At 32.8% G+C, this 16,923-nt stretch carries 16 protein-coding genes; 6 read left to right on the plus strand and 10 right to left on the minus strand.

Annotated elements, in window-relative coordinates; genetic code table 11:
- Window positions 1-49: 49 nt before the first annotated feature.
- From IMCC3317_RS04535 to IMCC3317_RS04545, 3 genes are all read right to left on the minus strand, one after another.
- On the minus strand, window positions 50-673 hold the full coding sequence (locus IMCC3317_RS04535) for a hypothetical protein (protein WP_160128321.1): 624 nt from the start codon (window positions 671-673) through the stop codon (window positions 50-52).
- Window positions 674-819: 146 nt separating this feature from the next.
- Window positions 820-1,344: a hydrolase gene (locus tag IMCC3317_RS04540; protein ID WP_160128322.1), complete on the minus strand. Its 525-nt coding sequence runs from the start codon at window positions 1,342-1,344 to the stop codon at window positions 820-822.
- 223 nt (window positions 1,345-1,567) lie between these two features.
- A complete protein-coding gene (locus IMCC3317_RS04545; RefSeq protein WP_160128323.1) occupies window positions 1,568-2,332 on the minus strand; it encodes an MBL fold metallo-hydrolase in 765 nt (254 codons plus the stop codon).
- A gap of 166 nt (window positions 2,333-2,498) precedes the next feature.
- Between IMCC3317_RS04545 and IMCC3317_RS04550 the strand changes: the two genes are divergently transcribed.
- Window positions 2,499-3,956 (plus strand): TonB-dependent receptor, encoded by a 1,458-nt coding sequence (locus IMCC3317_RS04550; protein WP_160128324.1) that lies wholly within the window; start codon window positions 2,499-2,501, stop codon window positions 3,954-3,956.
- A 129-nt stretch (window positions 3,957-4,085) separates the two neighbouring features.
- Here IMCC3317_RS04550 and IMCC3317_RS04555 read toward each other — a convergent pair whose 3' ends face one another.
- The gene (locus IMCC3317_RS04555) at window positions 4,086-5,591 is read right to left on the minus strand and encodes a T9SS type A sorting domain-containing protein (protein WP_160128325.1); all 1,506 of its coding nucleotides are present in this window, start codon (window positions 5,589-5,591) and stop codon (window positions 4,086-4,088) included.
- A gap of 283 nt (window positions 5,592-5,874) precedes the next feature.
- Here IMCC3317_RS04555 and IMCC3317_RS04560 point away from each other — a divergent pair, with 283 nt between their 5' ends.
- A complete protein-coding gene (locus IMCC3317_RS04560; RefSeq protein WP_170293838.1) occupies window positions 5,875-6,363 on the plus strand; it encodes a CIA30 family protein in 489 nt (162 codons plus the stop codon).
- Window positions 6,364-6,551: 188 nt separating this feature from the next.
- On the opposite strand, the gene bcp is transcribed toward IMCC3317_RS04560, so the two are convergent.
- The gene (gene bcp / locus IMCC3317_RS04565; protein ID WP_160128326.1) at window positions 6,552-7,013 is read right to left on the minus strand and encodes a thioredoxin-dependent thiol peroxidase; all 462 of its coding nucleotides are present in this window, start codon (window positions 7,011-7,013) and stop codon (window positions 6,552-6,554) included.
- A gap of 55 nt (window positions 7,014-7,068) precedes the next feature.
- Between bcp and nth the strand changes: the two genes are divergently transcribed.
- The gene (gene nth / locus IMCC3317_RS04570; protein ID WP_160128327.1) at window positions 7,069-7,734 is read left to right on the plus strand and encodes an endonuclease III; all 666 of its coding nucleotides are present in this window, start codon (window positions 7,069-7,071) and stop codon (window positions 7,732-7,734) included.
- Between the two features lie 212 nt (window positions 7,735-7,946).
- Here nth and IMCC3317_RS04575 read toward each other — a convergent pair whose 3' ends face one another.
- Window positions 7,947-8,528, minus strand: coding sequence for an RNA polymerase sigma factor (locus IMCC3317_RS04575; protein ID WP_160128328.1), 582 nt, complete (start codon window positions 8,526-8,528; stop codon window positions 7,947-7,949).
- Window positions 8,529-8,836: 308 nt separating this feature from the next.
- Here IMCC3317_RS04575 and uvrA point away from each other — a divergent pair, with 308 nt between their 5' ends.
- The gene (gene uvrA / locus IMCC3317_RS04580) at window positions 8,837-11,617 is read left to right on the plus strand and encodes an excinuclease ABC subunit UvrA (protein ID WP_160128329.1); all 2,781 of its coding nucleotides are present in this window, start codon (window positions 8,837-8,839) and stop codon (window positions 11,615-11,617) included.
- A gap of 97 nt (window positions 11,618-11,714) precedes the next feature.
- On the opposite strand, the gene IMCC3317_RS04585 is transcribed toward uvrA, so the two are convergent.
- Both IMCC3317_RS04585 and IMCC3317_RS04590 read right to left on the minus strand, forming a co-directional pair.
- A complete protein-coding gene (locus IMCC3317_RS04585) occupies window positions 11,715-12,437 on the minus strand; it encodes a hypothetical protein (RefSeq protein ID WP_160128330.1) in 723 nt (240 codons plus the stop codon).
- Window positions 12,438-12,667: 230 nt separating this feature from the next.
- Window positions 12,668-13,765, minus strand: a complete 1,098-nt coding sequence (locus IMCC3317_RS04590; protein ID WP_160128331.1) for a DUF3667 domain-containing protein — start codon at window positions 13,763-13,765, stop codon at window positions 12,668-12,670.
- A 295-nt stretch (window positions 13,766-14,060) separates the two neighbouring features.
- Between IMCC3317_RS04590 and IMCC3317_RS04595 the strand changes: the two genes are divergently transcribed.
- Together IMCC3317_RS04595 and IMCC3317_RS04600 are read left to right on the plus strand one after the other, a co-directional pair.
- A complete protein-coding gene (locus tag IMCC3317_RS04595; RefSeq protein ID WP_160128332.1) occupies window positions 14,061-14,741 on the plus strand; it encodes a hypothetical protein in 681 nt (226 codons plus the stop codon).
- Window positions 14,742-15,122: 381 nt separating this feature from the next.
- On the plus strand, window positions 15,123-16,394 hold the full coding sequence (locus tag IMCC3317_RS04600; protein ID WP_160128333.1) for a hypothetical protein: 1,272 nt from the start codon (window positions 15,123-15,125) through the stop codon (window positions 16,392-16,394).
- Window positions 16,395-16,586: 192 nt separating this feature from the next.
- Here IMCC3317_RS04600 and IMCC3317_RS04605 read toward each other — a convergent pair whose 3' ends face one another.
- Entirely contained in the window at window positions 16,587-16,778 is a 192-nt protein-coding gene (locus IMCC3317_RS04605) for a hypothetical protein (protein ID WP_160128334.1), read from the minus strand.
- Window positions 16,756-16,899, minus strand: coding sequence for a hypothetical protein (locus IMCC3317_RS04610; RefSeq protein ID WP_160128335.1), 144 nt, complete (start codon window positions 16,897-16,899; stop codon window positions 16,756-16,758). Before IMCC3317_RS04610 ends, IMCC3317_RS04605 begins: the two co-directional genes overlap by 23 nt.
- Between the last annotated feature and the right edge of the window lie 24 nt (window positions 16,900-16,923).

Genomic DNA, 16,923 nt, shown 5'->3' on the forward strand with positions numbered 1-16,923 from the left:
AATTTGATAATTGGAAAAGTATGCTGAAATATTGACAAATTCTTAATCTTTACTCCAAATGCTGTCTGTTACTACTTTTGTAGAATAAATCGGTGAAATATGGGAAGTTGTTGGAAACAAATAATTTAATGCGTCCACTTTCTTTGCACTCTTCTAAAGTTCCGCATGGCAAGCTGTCTTTACTTAAAATAGTTTCTACTTTATAATTTTCATCTTTGAAACGATACGTTACATTAACTCGAACAGCTCCTGGATATGTAGGATTGATGCTTTCTATATTGCCATAGATTTTAGTATAACTTTTAAAAGCTACATCGCGTGTAATTGGACGATTTGTAATTAATATTTTAGATAATGATAAATCGTTCGGATCATATTTTACCGAATAATACGCGCCAATAATAGGTTTTCCGTTTCTGACTTCTCCAACTGTTGCTTCTAAAGGACCAGAATTTTCAATCCAATCGCCTTTGTAGTAATACTTGTATTCTATTTTGTACGATGTCGAAGTTCTGACACCTCCAGATACTCTAAAAATCTTGCTAACTTTTCCAACAGTATATACTGCATTTTCGGTTAACTGATCATTTCTTACATTTCTATAATATGAGATTGCTAGAAGCAACAAAATAAAACTACCAATAATCAGCACTATTTTCGTTTGTCTTGCCATTTTTGTCATACAAAACTGCTATTCGTTCAAAGCTTGGTTGTAAAGAATAATCTGAAAATTCAGTGTGTTTTCAAATTGATAAATTTTCAAATTAACACATCTTCAAATCATCAAATTAATACATTTTCAAATCAAAAAAATCAATCTTAATATTTAGCATATAAAACTTCGCTTAATGTTTCAAACGTTAGTTTTTTGTCTTTGTCAAACTCATATCGCAACATCACTTCTCCCCAAAAATCACCATCAGTGAAACTACACAAAACCCACTTATGATTGATGACTTTTACTTTATCGACAGACATAAATTTTCCGCCTGTTCCATCAAAAGGAACTAACGGATTGTTCGCAGAAGCGGAATTTTTATCATAAATAGCATCAATAATTACTTGCGATAAATTGTTTACGTCTTCAAAGTTGTATTCATCAAAATAAGCCAATGCTTCACCGTTACTTTTCAGCGAGAAATAACTCAAATCTAGATTTTCATTAATTAGCGAATTTGTTGAATCTTTAAAGACATCTATATCATTCTCTAAAGTTCCTATTTGACTACGTAAATTTTCAATTTTTGTCGATTGTTGCTCGTACATTTTATTCATACTTACATATTGATACATCGCCAATAATGCCATAAAAATAAGTGCGTATATTAGAATTTTCTTTGTCATTGTACTGTTGTTTTTAATCTTAATTTTTTATTGAAAACAAAATCTAAAATTCATATTCCGAACTTTAAAGTTTATTTAGTGTTCTTTTCTTTGCTTGCCCAAAGAAAATGAACCAAAAGAAAAGGCACTTTTATGAGGAGTTTTTAGTTCTTTTTTAATGAAAGAACTAAAAACTCTGCATAAAAGGCAAACCACGAAACTCTAATCATATTTTTAATATGTCTTAAATCGTAATCGTTAATGTATCGTACGCCAAAAATACGTTTTTTGGTAGCTTTTTTGAAACTTCTGCATGAAAACCTAATAAATGACTAATATGTGTTAAATAGGCTTTTTCAGGTTGAATTTCTTCAATAAATTCCAATGCTTCCGCTAATGAGAAATGTGAGATATGTTCTTTAATTCGCAACGCATTGATCACTAAAACTTTTACTCCTTTCAACTTGTCTTTTTCTGCTTTTGCGATCGTTTTAACATCTGTTAAATAGACAAAATCATCAAATCGATAGCCAAAAACCTGTAAATTATAATGCAACGCTTCAATTGGAGTTACGTTTACGCCATCCAATTCAAATGGCTGATTGTTGCGTACTTCATTCAGTATAACGCCAGGCGCGCCAGGATATTTGTTTTCCGTAGCAAAAATATAATCAAAACGCTTTTTAAATTCTCCAAACACACGTTTGTGCGCATAGAAAGGAATATTGCCTTGACGGAAATAAAAAGGGCGAATATCGTCCAATCCTGCGGTATGATCGGCATGTTCGTGAGTGAAAAGAATTCCGTCAATCTGTGTACACTTAGCGCGCAACATTTGCTGACGAAAATCGGGACCGCAATCTATTACATACGTAGCATTTTCCCAAGAAATCAGAATAGAAACACGCAGTCGTTTATCGCGTGAATCTTCACTCAAACACACAGGATGATCGCTTCCAATTATAGGAATTCCTTGTGAAGTACCTGTTCCTAAAAAAGTTACTTTCATGACTTTTGTTGGTAATTTGTTAAGAATTAGATAGTTTTCAATACAGATGTATGCATTTCATCCATCAATATTCAAATTTAACTTATAATTTAACAAAAAACCTCAAATATATAGTTCAAAAAAATTACGAATGTTTATTTTTGTGACAAACAAATTCAAATCACGCATGGCTATTGTCTATAAAGGTGATAAGGTTATTGAAAATGTACCTTCCATCAAAGCGAAAGCATTACGAATTAACTTGAACAGTCAAATTTACGGTACGTTTGCTGAAATTGGTGCAGGACAAGAGACTTCTCGTCACTTCTTTAGATCTGGTGGCGCTTCGGGTACAATTGCAAAAGCAATGAGCGCGTATGACAAAGATTTTAGTGATGCTATTTATGGTATTGAAAACGATCATCGATACGTAACGGAAGCACGTTTGAAGAAGATGCTTACGCACGAAATGCAATTGCTAAATGCTCGAATTTCGCGTGAAAAACATCCTGATAAAATGTTTTTCTGCTTTGCAAATACAGTCGCAACGATTGATTTTGCAAAGAAATACAAAGGTCACGGTTGGATGGGAATTAAATACCAAACAGATCCAACGCAAGAATATAACGAGATTATTCTACACGTTCGTTTTCACGAAAATGACGCAAAATTACAGCAAGAAACACTTGGAACTATGGGTGTAAACCTTATTCATGGTGCTTTTTATAAATACAACAATCCGAAACATTTATTAAAATATCTTTACGATCATATTGATAAGGATAAGATTGAGATTGACACAATTAATTTTTCTGGACCACAATTTGAAACTGTTGATAACCGATTGATGAGTTTACAACTCTTGAAAAACGGAATGACAGAAGCCGTAATTTTTGGACCAGATGGAAACAATATTCTTCCAGCTCGATTATTGTATAAAAAGAATATTTTGGCACTTCGCGGAAGTTTCCGTCCTGTGACCAAAGTGAATATGGATATGTATCAAAAATCATATGATATTTTTATTCGTGAAAATAAAGTAGAGGTCGATAGAACCGTTGTTTTGTTTGAAATTACACTGTCAAATCTTCGTGCAGAAGGTGAAATTGATGAACAAGATTTCATGGACAGAGCGCAATTACTTGGTTCACTTGGTCAAACCGTGATGATTTCCAACTTTAAAGAATACTACCGATTGGTAGAGTATTTCTCTAACTATTCTACTGAACGAATGGCATTAACAATGGGCGTAAATAACCTAGTTGATATCTTTGACGAAAAATACTATCGTCATGTTAGTGGAGGGATTTTGGAAGCATTTGGGAAACTGTTTTATAGAGATTTAAAAGTGTACTTGTACCCAATGAAACGCAAGGAAACTGGCGAATTGGTCAATAGTAACAACCTAAAAGTACATCCACGAATGAAAGAATTGTATAAATTCTTTAAATACAACGGGAAGTTGGTTGATATTTTTGACTTTGATAATGATATTTTGCAGATTTTCTCAAGAAAAGTATTGAGTATGATTGCAAGTAATGAAGAAGGTTGGGAAAGCATGTTGCCCGATGGTGTTCCGGAAATTATAAAAGAGAAAAACCTATTTGGCTATTTACCACAAAACGAATTAATCGAAAATAAATAATAGACTCAACATATTGAAAAGCTCCTTTTTTAGGAGCTTTTTTTATGCATGAAAGTTAACTAAAATCTAAAGTTCAATTTTTGATTTTAACATCATTATATTATTGCAATAGTATAATCAATTAAAGTTTTACTGTTTGATTAATTTTTTTGTGATTAAACCTTTGGCTGTTTTGATTTTTAGAATGTAAGTTCCGTTGGCAAGATTAGAAATATCCAAAAATGCATCTCTTTGCATATTTTGAGTTACTAATTGTTTTCCGTCCAAACTATACAAGATTACTTCTTCTAAGTGAATTTCTTCATTAAAAAAGATACTGTGTTTTGAAGGATTTGGATAAAAAACTACATCATCACTATTTAATGAAATATCCTCCACACCTAATGTAGGTTTAAATTCATATACACGTACATGACCTGAATTTGAACCATTTCCATCATTATTTAATGCTGAGATAGCGACAAAAATAGCATCGCCACTCAAGCTTATGGAATAACCCGAATTATCACCTGCGGTTTCTCCATGAATATTAGTCCCTATTTGCGTCCAAGTGTTATTTTCATTTTTATATATTTGGACAAAACCAGAATTAGAACCATTTCCGTCATTATTTATTCCTGATACTGCTAAAATTGTACCATCGGTATTTAAACTTGTTGAGTATCCAAATAAATCCCCTGTAACTTCTCCATAAATATCAGCTCCAAATTGCGTCCAAATACCGTTTATATTTCTAAATACTCTCACTTGCCCGGATCTATCTCCATTTCCATCATTAAAAGGTGCTCCAATTGCCAATGTACTACCATCGGCACTCAAACTTACAGACCAACCAGAATTATCATCCATTGCACTTCCATCAATATCATCACCAACCTTTGTCCAAATACCATTCAGATTTTCATAAACGCGTACATGACCAGAATTTCTACCATTTCCATCATTAAATGGCGCTCCAATGGCAACTATGCTTCCATCACTACTCATACTCAATCTTCTACCAGAATAATCAAATTCGTCTTCTCCTTCAATACTATTTCCAATTTGTGTCCATGTACCATTCAAATTTTCAAACACGCGTACGTGACCTGCAGAATCATTTCCATTATTATCATGATAACTACCTCCAATAGCGACAATGTTTCCATCTCCACTTAAACCTATTGCACCACCAAATTGATTTCCAAATGCTTCACCAAAAATATCATCACCAATTTGTGACCAAGTACCATTTAGGTTTTTAAATATTTTTGCTTGTCCAGAATTGAGACCAATTACATTATTCCCTGATGCTCCAATTGCAATAACACTTCCATCAGTACTGATAGCTACTGCGCCTCCTAGAAAATTAGAAGCTGCATCGCCATCGATATCGTCTCCAATTTGTGTCCAAACATTTGCTATTTTCTCATATACCCGAACGTGTCCAGATTGATCTCCGTTTCCATCATTTCTAATGGATCCGATGATAACGGTACTTCCATCTGCGCTTAATGCAATAGACCAACCCGATTTATCATCAACTGCTTCGCCATCAATATCATTTCCCAATTGGTAGAAGTCAAAATCTTGAGCATTCGTTACAAATAACGTTGCTAATAAGAATAAGCTTAAGAAGAATATCTTTTTTTTCATATCTAATATTTACCATCACATACACATAGTATTGTGAATTAATTATTTACGTAATACTTTGGGGGTTTCGAAATAGGTTCTTTTAATTCTATGGGAAAGTAATAAAAATTTTTTAATTTAATAATAACGTATTGGAAATTTATCACAAAAAAATAATAAATATCATCTTTAAGTACTAAGAAGTTTCTCAAGGAGAGTTTTCTTTATTTTATTTGTATTTTTACGATAAGAGTCAGCTATGACTCGATTTTTAATTTTAACTTCATTACTAACTACAACGCTCATGATTATAACACTCATCAATTTTACTAAAACAAGTAATCTTTCCAATTGGTACGTTATTGATGATGGTGTTATGGGCGGAATGTCACAAGGAAATTTCAAACTAAACGAAGAAGGAAATGCGGTTTTTAGCGGAACTGTAAAACTTGAAAATAATGGTGGCTTCTCTTCTATTCGTTACGAAATTGGAAATACAGCTATTTCAGGTAAAACGACTGTTTTGATTCGTTTGAAAGGTGATGGAAAAAAATATCAATTTCGCGTGAAGCAAAACGAAAATGATAAACATTCTTTTATTACACAATTTGAAACTTCGGGCGATTGGGAAATTATTGAAATTCCTCTGAATACTCTATATCCAAGTTATCGTGGACGAAAATTAGCTGTCGGAAATTTCTCTGCGAATTATTTGGAAGAACTTGGTTTTTTAATTGGTAATAAAAAGAAAGAAGCGTTTCAATTGGAATTGGAATCTGTGAAGTTGAAGTGAAATTAGTTGTAGTTATAATTGTTCTCGATACAATTTTTTGTCTATTTCGCTTTCGCGATTACACATAAAATTACTCGAACTGACGTTTTTATTACTAACGTCACTTCGAGTAAAATTTTGAAGAAATTTTGTATCGAGAAGTATTCCTATTTCAAATCTTCAAATTAGAACATTTTCAAATTGACACATTATTGAATCAACTCCAAAATCTGTGCTGCATGCGCTTTGGTTTTTACTTTATCAATTACATGTTCTACAACACCTTTTTCATTGACTAAGAAGGTTTTACGGTGAATTCCGTCATACGTTCTTCCCATAAATTTCTTTTCGCCCCAAACGCCAAAAGCTTCAATTACTTCTTTGTTTTCATCTGCTAATAGCGGAAAAGGAAATTCGTATTTATTCTTAAAATTTGTTTGTCTTTTTTCGGAATCAGCACTTACGCCTAAAAGTTCAAAACCTTTGCTTTGTAATTCGGCATAATTGTCTCTCAAATTGCAAGCTTCTGCTGTACAACCTGGTGTACTTGCTTTTGGATAAAAGAAAACCACGAGTTTTTTTCCACTGAAATCTGACAAAGAAACTGCATTTCCATCTTGATCATTTACGGTAAAATCGGGTACTTTATCTCCTATTTTTAATGTGTTCATAGCGTGTAGTTATAATTGTTCTTTATTGTTTATTTTTGTGTAAAAATACTGAAAAATGACCAAACAAGAAAAGGTTCAGTTTGTTATTGATACGCTTCAAAGAATATATCCTGAGATTCCTGTTCCGCTCGATCATAAAGATCCGTATACGTTATTAATTGCCGTTTTAATGTCTGCGCAAAGTACAGATGTGCGCGTGAATAAGATTACACCTTTGTTGTTTGCAAAAGCGGATAATCCGTATGATATGATTAAACTTTCAGTAGAAGAAATCAGAGAAATCATAAAACCAGTAGGTTTATCGCCTATGAAAGCGAAAGGGATTTACGGTTTGTCACACATTCTTATTGACAAGCATGATGGAAAAGTTCCTCAAAATTTAGAAGATTTGGAAGAATTGCCAGCTGTCGGACATAAAACGGCAAGTGTTGTGATAAGTCAAGCATTTGGAATTCCTGCGTTTCCTGTTGATACGCACATTCATAGATTGATGTATCGTTGGAATTTGACCAATGGAAAAAATGTAGTTCAGACAGAAAAAGACGCAAAACGACTGTTTCCAGAGGAAATATGGAACGATTTACATTTGCAAATTATATGGTACGGAAGAGAATATTGCCAAGCACGCGGTTGGAATTTGGACAACGATATTATTACCAAAACTATTGGTAGAAAATCGGTGCTTGATACGTATTATAAAAATAAAAAGACTCGCAGCTAACGAGTCTTTTCCAAAGTTTAGTTGAGAAGCGTTTCAAACTTCATCCTTTTGTAATTAATAACACTTAAAGCCTTTGAGTAGTTCAATAAGAAATTAATTGTTTCCGTTTTAGGGAACAATATTTTCATTTCAGATGAACTCGTAGTGTAATTTTTCGCCATGCGTTGGTTTTATATTTAAAAGTACAACGTAGTGAATTACAATTTATTGTGTTAGTTTGTTAAAACTATGTTGTGTTTCTCGATTACTTTTCTCAAATTGATCAATGCATAACGCATTCTTCCCAAAGCAGTATTGATGCTAACGCCAGTTTTCTCTGAGATTTCTTTGAAACTCAATTCTTGATACATACGCATTAACAATACTTCTTTTTGATCGTTTGGCAATTCGTCAACCAAGCGACGAACATCAGTTTCCACCTGCGTTTTTATAATTCTATTTTCGGCATTCAAATCAGTATCACTCAACACAGAGAAAATATTAAAATCACCTTTATTATCATACTTAGGCATTCTATTATTCTTTCTAAAGTGGTCAATAACAAGGTTATGCGAAATACGCATTACCCAAGGTAAAAACTTTCCTTCTTCATTATAGTTTCCTTTCTTTAAAGTCTTAATGACCTTAATAAAAGTGTCTTGGAAAATGTCTTCTGTGAGGTCTCTATCTAATATTTTGGAATATATAAAGCTATATATTCGTTGTTTGTGACGTTCGATTAGCGTTCCTAATGCGCATTCGTCGCCTTTAATGTAATTAGATACCAATACTGAATCTTGCAGGATCTGTTTCATAGCAATACTTTTTTTTCGTGAGAATTATCGAGGATGATAATATGTCTTAAATTTTTAAAAAAGTATTTTTATACTATAAGCAGTTGTGTTTTGTAGATTTATTAATAAAGCCAAATATAACAACATTAGTTAAAGAAATGCAAATAAAATCCAATATTTTAACATTTAGACTGAATTTATTGGGCAAAATCGTAGTCATAAAGGAAAACATCTTACCAAAACACAAAAAATGCTTAAAACACTCTTTACATCCAATTCATTTTATTTCGAATAGTAAAAGCAGTATCTTTGCAATTATTTTTTTCCCAATGACACAAGATCTTTCAACTGTAAATCCAAAAGAAAATATAATCATTAAAGGTGCAAAACTGCACAACCTCAAAAATATTGATGTGGTAATTCCGCGGAATAAATTGGTTGTGATTACAGGACTTTCGGGTTCTGGAAAATCAAGTTTAGCATTTGATACCTTATATGCCGAAGGGCAACGTAGATATGTAGAAAGTTTATCATCGTATGCGCGACAGTTTTTGGGACGTTTGCACAAACCAAAAGTAGATTATATCAAAGGAATTGCGCCTGCAATTGCCATTGAACAAAAAGTAAACTCCACCAATCCGCGCTCATCGGTTGGAACAACGACGGAGATTTATGATTATTTGAAACTGCTTTTTGCACGAATTGGAAAAACCATCTCTCCTATTTCTGGGAAAGAAGTTAAAAAACATACAGTTTCTGATGTTATCAATTATATAAAAACATTTGACGAACGTAGCAAATTGTTATTATTAGCGCCTGTTACAGTTCCGAATGAACGGAGCGCATTTCACACCATAAAAGTATTGGCGCAACAAGGATATGCGCGAATTAAAAAGAATAATGAGGTTTTACGTATTGATGAAATTAATGAAGATTTTACAGAAGATTTCTCGTTAGTTATTGATCGTATTGTGGTTTCGCATGATGAAGATTTTTACAATCGATTGGCAGATGCTATACAAACCGCTTTTTTTGAAGGAAAAGGCGAATGTTATATTGAAACCGTAAGCGATCAAAAAAGTACGCATTTTAGTAATAATTTTGAGTTGGACGGAATGAAATTCCTCGAACCAAATGTACATTTATTCAGTTTCAACAATCCATATGGCGCGTGTCCAAAATGTGAAGGTTACGGCGATGTTATCGGAATTGACGCTGATTTAGTCGTTCCAAATACTGGACTTTCGGTATATGAAAACGCTATTTTCCCTTGGCGCGGCGAAAGTATGAGTTATTACAGAAATGAATTGGTAAACAATGCATATCATTTTGACTTTCCAATTCATAAGCCTTGGTTTGAATTAACGGAAGCGCAAAAGAAACTCGTTTGGGACGGAAATAAATACTTTGAAGGATTGCATCAATTCTTTTCATTTTTAGAAGAGAAAAGTTATAAAATACAAAATCGTGTCATGTTATCGCGGTACCGCGGAAAAACTAAATGTGCAAACTGCGAAGGAAAACGACTCCGTGAAGAAGCAAATTATGTGAAAATTGGCGGAAAAACGATCACAGATTTAGTGATATTGCCATTGGATGAATTAATTGTTTTCTTTGATAAATTAAAACTTGGTGAAAATGATCAAAATATCGCAAAGCGTTTATTAAAAGAAATTAAAAATCGTTTGGCATATTTAACGAATGTTGGGTTAAACTATTTAACGTTGAATCGGAAGTCGAATTCACTTTCTGGTGGAGAATCGCAACGAATCAACTTAGCAACTTCGCTTGGAAGTAGTTTAGTCGGTTCTATGTACATTTTAGATGAACCAAGTATTGGATTGCACCCAAAAGATAGCGAACGTTTAATAGAAGTATTACTATCACTGCGCGATTTAGGAAATACCGTAATTGTTGTTGAACACGATGAAGATATTATGCGCGCTGCGGATGAAATTATTGATATTGGACCAGAAGCTGGAACGCATGGCGGACATGTAGTTGCACATGGCGATTATGAAACGATTTTAAAAGCAAATTCGCTCACCGCAAAATACCTCAACCAAAGTATAAAAATAGAAGTTCCTGAGAAACGTAGAACTTCCACTCAATTTATAAAAGTTGTTGGCGCACGCGAGAACAATCTTCAAAATATAGATGTTACCTTTCCATTAAACATGTTAACCGTAGTTACTGGCGTTTCTGGAAGCGGAAAAAGTTCGTTGGTGAAAAAGATTTTGTATCCTTCTATGTTGAAAGAAACTGGCGGATATGGCGAAAAAGCAGGTCAATTTACCAAATTAGATGGAAAATATAGTGACGTAAAACATATTGAATTTGTAGATCAGAATCCTATTGGACGTTCTTCGAGATCAAATCCTGTAACATATATCAAAGCCTATGACGATATTAGAGCGTTGTATGCAAGTCAGAAATTATCAGGCATTAGAGGTTATAAAACAAAGCATTTTTCTTTTAATGTTGATGGCGGACGATGTGAAACTTGTAAAGGTGAAGGACAAGTGACGATTGAAATGCAATTTATGGCAGATGTGCATTTGGAATGTGAAACTTGTGGCGGAAAACGTTTCAAAAAAGAAGTGTTGGAAGTTGCCTTTGAAGGAAAAAATATTGATGATATTTTAACGATGACAATTGATGACGCAATGGATTTCTTCACAAAACACGATCAAAAGAAGATTCGCAGAAAATTAAAACCGTTGCAAGATGTTGGTTTGGGTTATGTTACCTTAGGACAAAGTTCGTCTACACTTTCTGGTGGAGAAGCGCAACGTATAAAACTTGCCTCTTTCTTGGTAAAAGGAACAACGAAAGAGAAAGCGTTGTTTATTTTTGATGAACCAACAACAGGTTTACACTTTCATGATATTAAAAAATTATTAAAATCGTTTGATGCTTTAATTGAAAAAGGACATTCTATTATTGTGGTAGAACACAATATTGAATTGATTAAATGTGCCGATTATATTATTGATTTAGGTCCTGGTGGTGGAAAAAATGGTGGAATGTTAGTCGCTTCAGGAACTCCAGAAGAAGTTGTGAAAAACAAGAAGTCATTTACTGGAAAGTATTTAAAAGAGAAATTGTAAAAAAGATCTTGAATAGTTCCTTTTTACAATTTCTACCTAGTTTCCAAACTTAAGATCGTACTTATTTTTTTAAATTTTAAATACAATCTAGAAGTTATTATCCTCCAATTGGAGCAATTGATAATTTTGAACCTGGTTCAAGTATATTGTTACTTACGGTTCCCGTTGCATTATCTACAGGAACTAACGGAGTCTGATTCATCATTGTAACAGTTGATTTAGTTCCGTCTTCTTTTGTAAAGCTAAATACTGTTGATTCCACTGCAATCATTGTTGGAGAAGGTACTAAAAGTTGTCCTGTTACTTCTACTTTTGCAGTAACCAATACTTTAGAAGTATTTTTTACCATGATATCAGCAACTGAATTTGCTACGGTAAGATCATCTGAAGAATCACCAGAAACGTATTTGTTAATTTGATCCGTCATGTTACTAGAAGTGTTGGAATAGCTATTTCCCTTTTTACCGATTAACCATCCAAAAAACCCAGAACTAGAACTTGCGCCGGAAGAATATGTAGACGTATCCACTTGTCTTTTGAAGTCTTCATTTTTCTTGTAGCTGTTACTTTTCTTTACTTCCTTTTTGATTTCGTTAAATGTTTCCTGTGTAATAGAATCAACTTCTATTTTAATGTAAGCAGTTACTGTTGCTCCAAAACCAGGACTCACAGAAACTGTGGTCGCAGTTCCATATCCGTTTTGGATTTTAGCTTCTTGAAATGTTTGATTTTGCTCTGTAGATCTTGATACTAAAGCAGAATCAGTAGCACTCGCTACATTAAGTACTGGCAGATTTAATAATGATACTTGAATTCCCATAATATTTGATTTTAAGTTGATTAATAATTGTATCAAAACAAATATCAAGTTGATTAATAGCTACTTAATTAAATATCATTTTGATACGTTTTTGATATTTCAAAGATGGAAACTTATAGGTCGTTTTAGAGAAAAATTGTAATGAAGCGCTAATTGTTGGGTATAAGAATTGAAAAATTCAGAACGAGTGAAAAGTTTGTTTTCTAAAAAAAAGTATGTCTCTGTTTTTTTTAATACAAGAAAAAAGAAACAATCCACAATATTACAAACGTTACTGGAATTACAAAAATTAAGTACACAAACGAAAGTATACAGGTTTTGAAGAAAGTTTTAATATATCCTTGCTCGTAGAATCTTTTCAAACTAATAACCAAGTAAAAGAAAGTGGAAAGTATTAGTAAAGCATCAATCCAATTAGGAATATCTACAATATAATTTGCAATAATAATGATGCTTGAAATCAAAAACATAAAGGCAAAATAGTAGAAACTAAATACCATATGATGTGCAAAACGTCCGCGTTTTCGGTAGAGCATTTTTAATAAAAGTGCAAAAATTGGAATTAAGAAAAACATCGAAATCGGTATGGTATCAAAGAATGCTTTCAAAATTCCAGCACCTTTGTTCGCTCTAAATTTGATAATTTGTTTCCCTACAAATTTTGAAAACCAACTATCTGTTTCTTTATAACCTAAAACTTTCAATTTTTCATCAATGGTGGCATCTGAAGCTTCGAGCGAATCTAATAATTTTGTATCAAAATTAAACCCGAATATACTTGCCTGAATATTTTTCCCTTTTTGAAGAGAATCATTTTTTACATCGGTACCTAATACGTTTTTTACTTTCGCAACTGCCAAACTATCACTTCCTTGCATGCTTGCCGTTTGTGCTTCTAATGCATTGTCAATGGAATCTTTTACACGAGTTGCTTCTCCCAAAATAGCATTTTCTCTCCCAAATGTTTTTTTAATTGAATCATCAAAGTCACGTAGTGTAGATCGTGTTGCCACAGAAGACAAAAAGAAGAATACAATAGAAGCAAATAAATAAAACTGTGCAGGATGCAAATACATCAAGCGTTTTCCACTTACGTATTGTTTTGCTAAAAATCCAGGTTTGGTTAGTAATGGGATTAAACTTTTGAAAAATCTCCCATCTACCGAAAAGTAATTCGCAATTGTATTATGAAATAGTACACGCATGTTCAACTTATCATCTACTTTTTGTCCGCAATTTGGGCAAAAACTGTGATAAGGTGTCAATTGATATTTACAATTGGAACATTCCTTTTTTTTGGTTGCTATTGGTTGTGTTGACTTATTCATTCACGCAAAGATGCTAAATTCTATTTACAATTTACAAGTACAGGATCGATAAATACTAAAACATCTAACGATAATTTTTATTATACACGTATTAATATTTGTTTAAAAATACATCTAAATGTTACATTTTAAGAACTGTAATTTCAAATTAATTTAAAAACACACCATTTCAAACACCGTTTAAAATACTGAATATCATTTTGTTACATTTTTGGCACGCAAATTGAAAACAATACTAGCAAATAGCGCACGCCGAAAAGCTTTAAGAGTAGGCATAACCCTAAAAGTATACAATATGAAAAATTATTACCTTTTATTCGTAGGATTGTTACTTACTGTAACAACTACACAGGCAAATGAAATGAGCAACCAAATAGATGGAAGCGAAAACGGGTTAACCAATCGCTATCGTTATGCACAACCAATTAAGTTTGCAGAACGAGGTGTAGAGTTCTTTATTTTCCAAAATGGGGAATTCGATTTTAACACACATCCAGTCGTTTATAATAGAACTCGAAGAGGTTCTGTAAATACTACTTATGGTGCTCCAAGAGTTCAAACCAGAACAACTCGTTACAATACTAGAAATAGTGGCGTTCGTGTAGAACACGATTATAATGGAAGAGTTCGAAGCATTGGAAATTTATTTATCAGTTACGATCAACTTGGAAGAGTAAAAAGAATCGGATCTATATATATGCGTTACGACAACAGAAATGGAAAGATTAAACAAGTTGGTGGTTTGCATTTAAAGTATAACCGTTGGGGAAGATTGATCAGACAAGTTGGAAATGTAAAACCAATTATAAACTGTACTTTTTGTGGAATTAACAATTGTGGAATTGATCATGGAAATGTTCATATAGATGATACTTATGATGACGGACATGATTTGCCAGCAAACGACGACGATCTATATTATTATAGACAAGATGGAAAAGGCAAAAAACAAAAGAAAGTTAAAAAAAGAAAATAAATTACTCGTTGAACAGTAACATAAAACCTCGTGAATCTCTATATGAGTTCACGAGGTTTATTTATAGTATAAAGAAAACGCTCCAACTATTTCTTTGCCGTTTTCGTAGTATTTAAAAGCAATAAGAGTCAACTAAACTACAAAATTTATGTCATATCAAACGATTCTAACTATTTTTTCTTGTGCAATTAAAATACGTCCACAGCACTACTATATCGATGGCTAAAGTAATTAATTGCAATTACTTTCAAGTATGGCAAAACCATACTTTGTTTCGGTTATTTAGCTTATTTTCAATTTATTATTAGGTATGTATAAATAGTTTGTCAAGTTTTTGGCACGTTGTTTGGTTAGTATATAATAACATTTAAACCATACATTATGAAAAAATTAATATTTGCACTCACAGGAATCTTTTTCTTGACAGCTAGTACTGTCGAAGCAAAAAGTTTTGACACTACAACAGTAACTTCTAATAGTTTCAACGAACATATTTCGTTCGTCGAAGAAGGAATTACATTTTCAGTATATAATGATGGAGAATTCGATTTCTTTATCAACAGTCTACATCGCGGAATTAGCGGAAATATTAATGCAGCAGGCGTTAGTATCACATTCAATTCCGGATATGATTACAATCCATATATTCAGTATGACGATTATGGAGCAATTGTTCAAATTGAAAATACTGCTGTTTATTACGATTATTATGGAAGAGTTTACAGAATTGGGAATGTATTAATGAATTACGACGGACTTGGAAACTTAGTTCAAGTTGGCGGATTGTATGTTTATTATGATAGCTCATTACGATTCACTCATTCAAGAGGTTATATCAACGCATTTAACAGAAATTCATACCGAACTGCATTTTACAACAATATATTTTATCGTCCACAAATCGGCTTATGTTTAGTGAACTTAAATCCTTACAGAAGATATTACACACCAATTCGCTACTCATATTGCAGTCCATACAGAAACAATTACAGATACAGATATGCTAGAGCTACAATAGGACATCAATATCGCAGTGCTGCCAGAGCAAACACAAACAGAAGAAATGTTTATAGAAACGATCGTCGTGTAACACAAAGAAACGATGCTGCTGTTTACAATACAAGAAGAACGGTAACACGTACAAACACAAATACTAGAAACACACGTACAGAAATTGCAACTCGTAACAATACAAGAAGTCAAAATACACGTTCTACTTCAACGCGTAACAATAACGTAAGAAGCACAAGAAATAACGATACAAGATTGAGTGGCGTTCGTACTAATAACACTAACAATACTAGAATTGAAAGAGGAAACTCAAGCACGCAACGTAACAATAATGTGCGAGCTACTAACAATACAAGAACAAACACAAGTTCAACTCGTAACGCTTCTACAAGAAATGTAAAGCCTGCAAGAACTACAAGAAGTAACAACGTTAGAGCTACTAACAATACAAGAACAAATACAAGATCGACACGTAGCGCTTCCACAAGAAATGTAAAGCCTGCAAGAACTACAAGAAGTAATTCTTCTAAAGCGACAAGATCAACACGTTCTACGCAACGAAAAGCTACAACACAACGTTCAAGCCGTTCGCAAAAGAAAGCAACTAGCGGACGAACAAGAAGTACAAGAACTAGAAGTTAACATTTATATAATTAGCTATATAAAAATAACCTTACCTAATCATAATAGATTGAGTAAGGTTTTTTCTTTTAATAATTTTTATAGAAATCAATTATTTGTTAGTGCGTTTTATTGCAAATTATAACAGACACAACTGATTTTCATATTTGTAGATATTCAACTTTTAAAGGCTGATAATTTATATAGTATTAATTACTTTAATTCTAACTCTACTACTGATTTTGCACTATAAACATCACTATCAGCATCAGTTGCTTTTAATAATAGTGTAAATGTTCTTCCTACATATGAATTAGCATCTTCGCCAAATTTCATAAACAATTTACTTTCTTCATCTTCTATTGTAATGGCTTTATCTTCACTATCTGTGAAAAAATGCTCCACCTTCATTTCCATCAAAGACAACATTATACGTAATGACATCATCATTTAACGGTTCTAAAGTATCGCCAATTGGATTGGTTGCTAATACTATTAAACTAAAAAGTGTTATAAAAAGTTTCATGATTATCTAGCTGTTTGATTATTC

Source organism: Kordia antarctica (genome assembly GCF_009901525.1).
Classification (GTDB): domain Bacteria; phylum Bacteroidota; class Bacteroidia; order Flavobacteriales; family Flavobacteriaceae; genus Kordia; species Kordia antarctica.

Bases quoted from the DNA above. Each gene is read 5' to 3' on its own strand.
- IMCC3317_RS04535 (WP_160128321.1), bottom strand. From the start codon at position 673: ATGGCAAGACAAACGAAAATAGTGCTGATTATTGGTAGTTTTATTTTG.
- IMCC3317_RS04540 (WP_160128322.1), bottom strand. From the start codon at position 1,344: ATGACAAAGAAAATTCTAATATACGCACTTATTTTTATGGCATTATTG.
- IMCC3317_RS04545 (WP_160128323.1), bottom strand. From the start codon at position 2,332: ATGAAAGTAACTTTTTTAGGAACAGGTACTTCACAAGGAATTCCTATA.
- IMCC3317_RS04550 (WP_160128324.1), top strand. From the start codon at position 2,499: ATGGCTATTGTCTATAAAGGTGATAAGGTTATTGAAAATGTACCTTCC.
- IMCC3317_RS04555 (WP_160128325.1), bottom strand. From the start codon at position 5,591: ATGAAAAAAAAGATATTCTTCTTAAGCTTATTCTTATTAGCAACGTTA.
- IMCC3317_RS04560 (WP_170293838.1), top strand. From the start codon at position 5,875: ATGATTATAACACTCATCAATTTTACTAAAACAAGTAATCTTTCCAAT.
- bcp (WP_160128326.1), bottom strand. From the start codon at position 7,013: ATGAACACATTAAAAATAGGAGATAAAGTACCCGATTTTACCGTAAAT.
- nth (WP_160128327.1), top strand. From the start codon at position 7,069: ATGACCAAACAAGAAAAGGTTCAGTTTGTTATTGATACGCTTCAAAGA.
- IMCC3317_RS04575 (WP_160128328.1), bottom strand. From the start codon at position 8,528: ATGAAACAGATCCTGCAAGATTCAGTATTGGTATCTAATTACATTAAA.
- uvrA (WP_160128329.1), top strand. From the start codon at position 8,837: ATGACACAAGATCTTTCAACTGTAAATCCAAAAGAAAATATAATCATT.
- IMCC3317_RS04585 (WP_160128330.1), bottom strand. From the start codon at position 12,437: ATGGGAATTCAAGTATCATTATTAAATCTGCCAGTACTTAATGTAGCG.
- IMCC3317_RS04590 (WP_160128331.1), bottom strand. From the start codon at position 13,765: ATGAATAAGTCAACACAACCAATAGCAACCAAAAAAAAGGAATGTTCC.
- IMCC3317_RS04595 (WP_160128332.1), top strand. From the start codon at position 14,061: ATGAAAAATTATTACCTTTTATTCGTAGGATTGTTACTTACTGTAACA.
- IMCC3317_RS04600 (WP_160128333.1), top strand. From the start codon at position 15,123: ATGAAAAAATTAATATTTGCACTCACAGGAATCTTTTTCTTGACAGCT.
- IMCC3317_RS04610 (WP_160128335.1), bottom strand. From the start codon at position 16,899: ATGAAACTTTTTATAACACTTTTTAGTTTAATAGTATTAGCAACCAAT.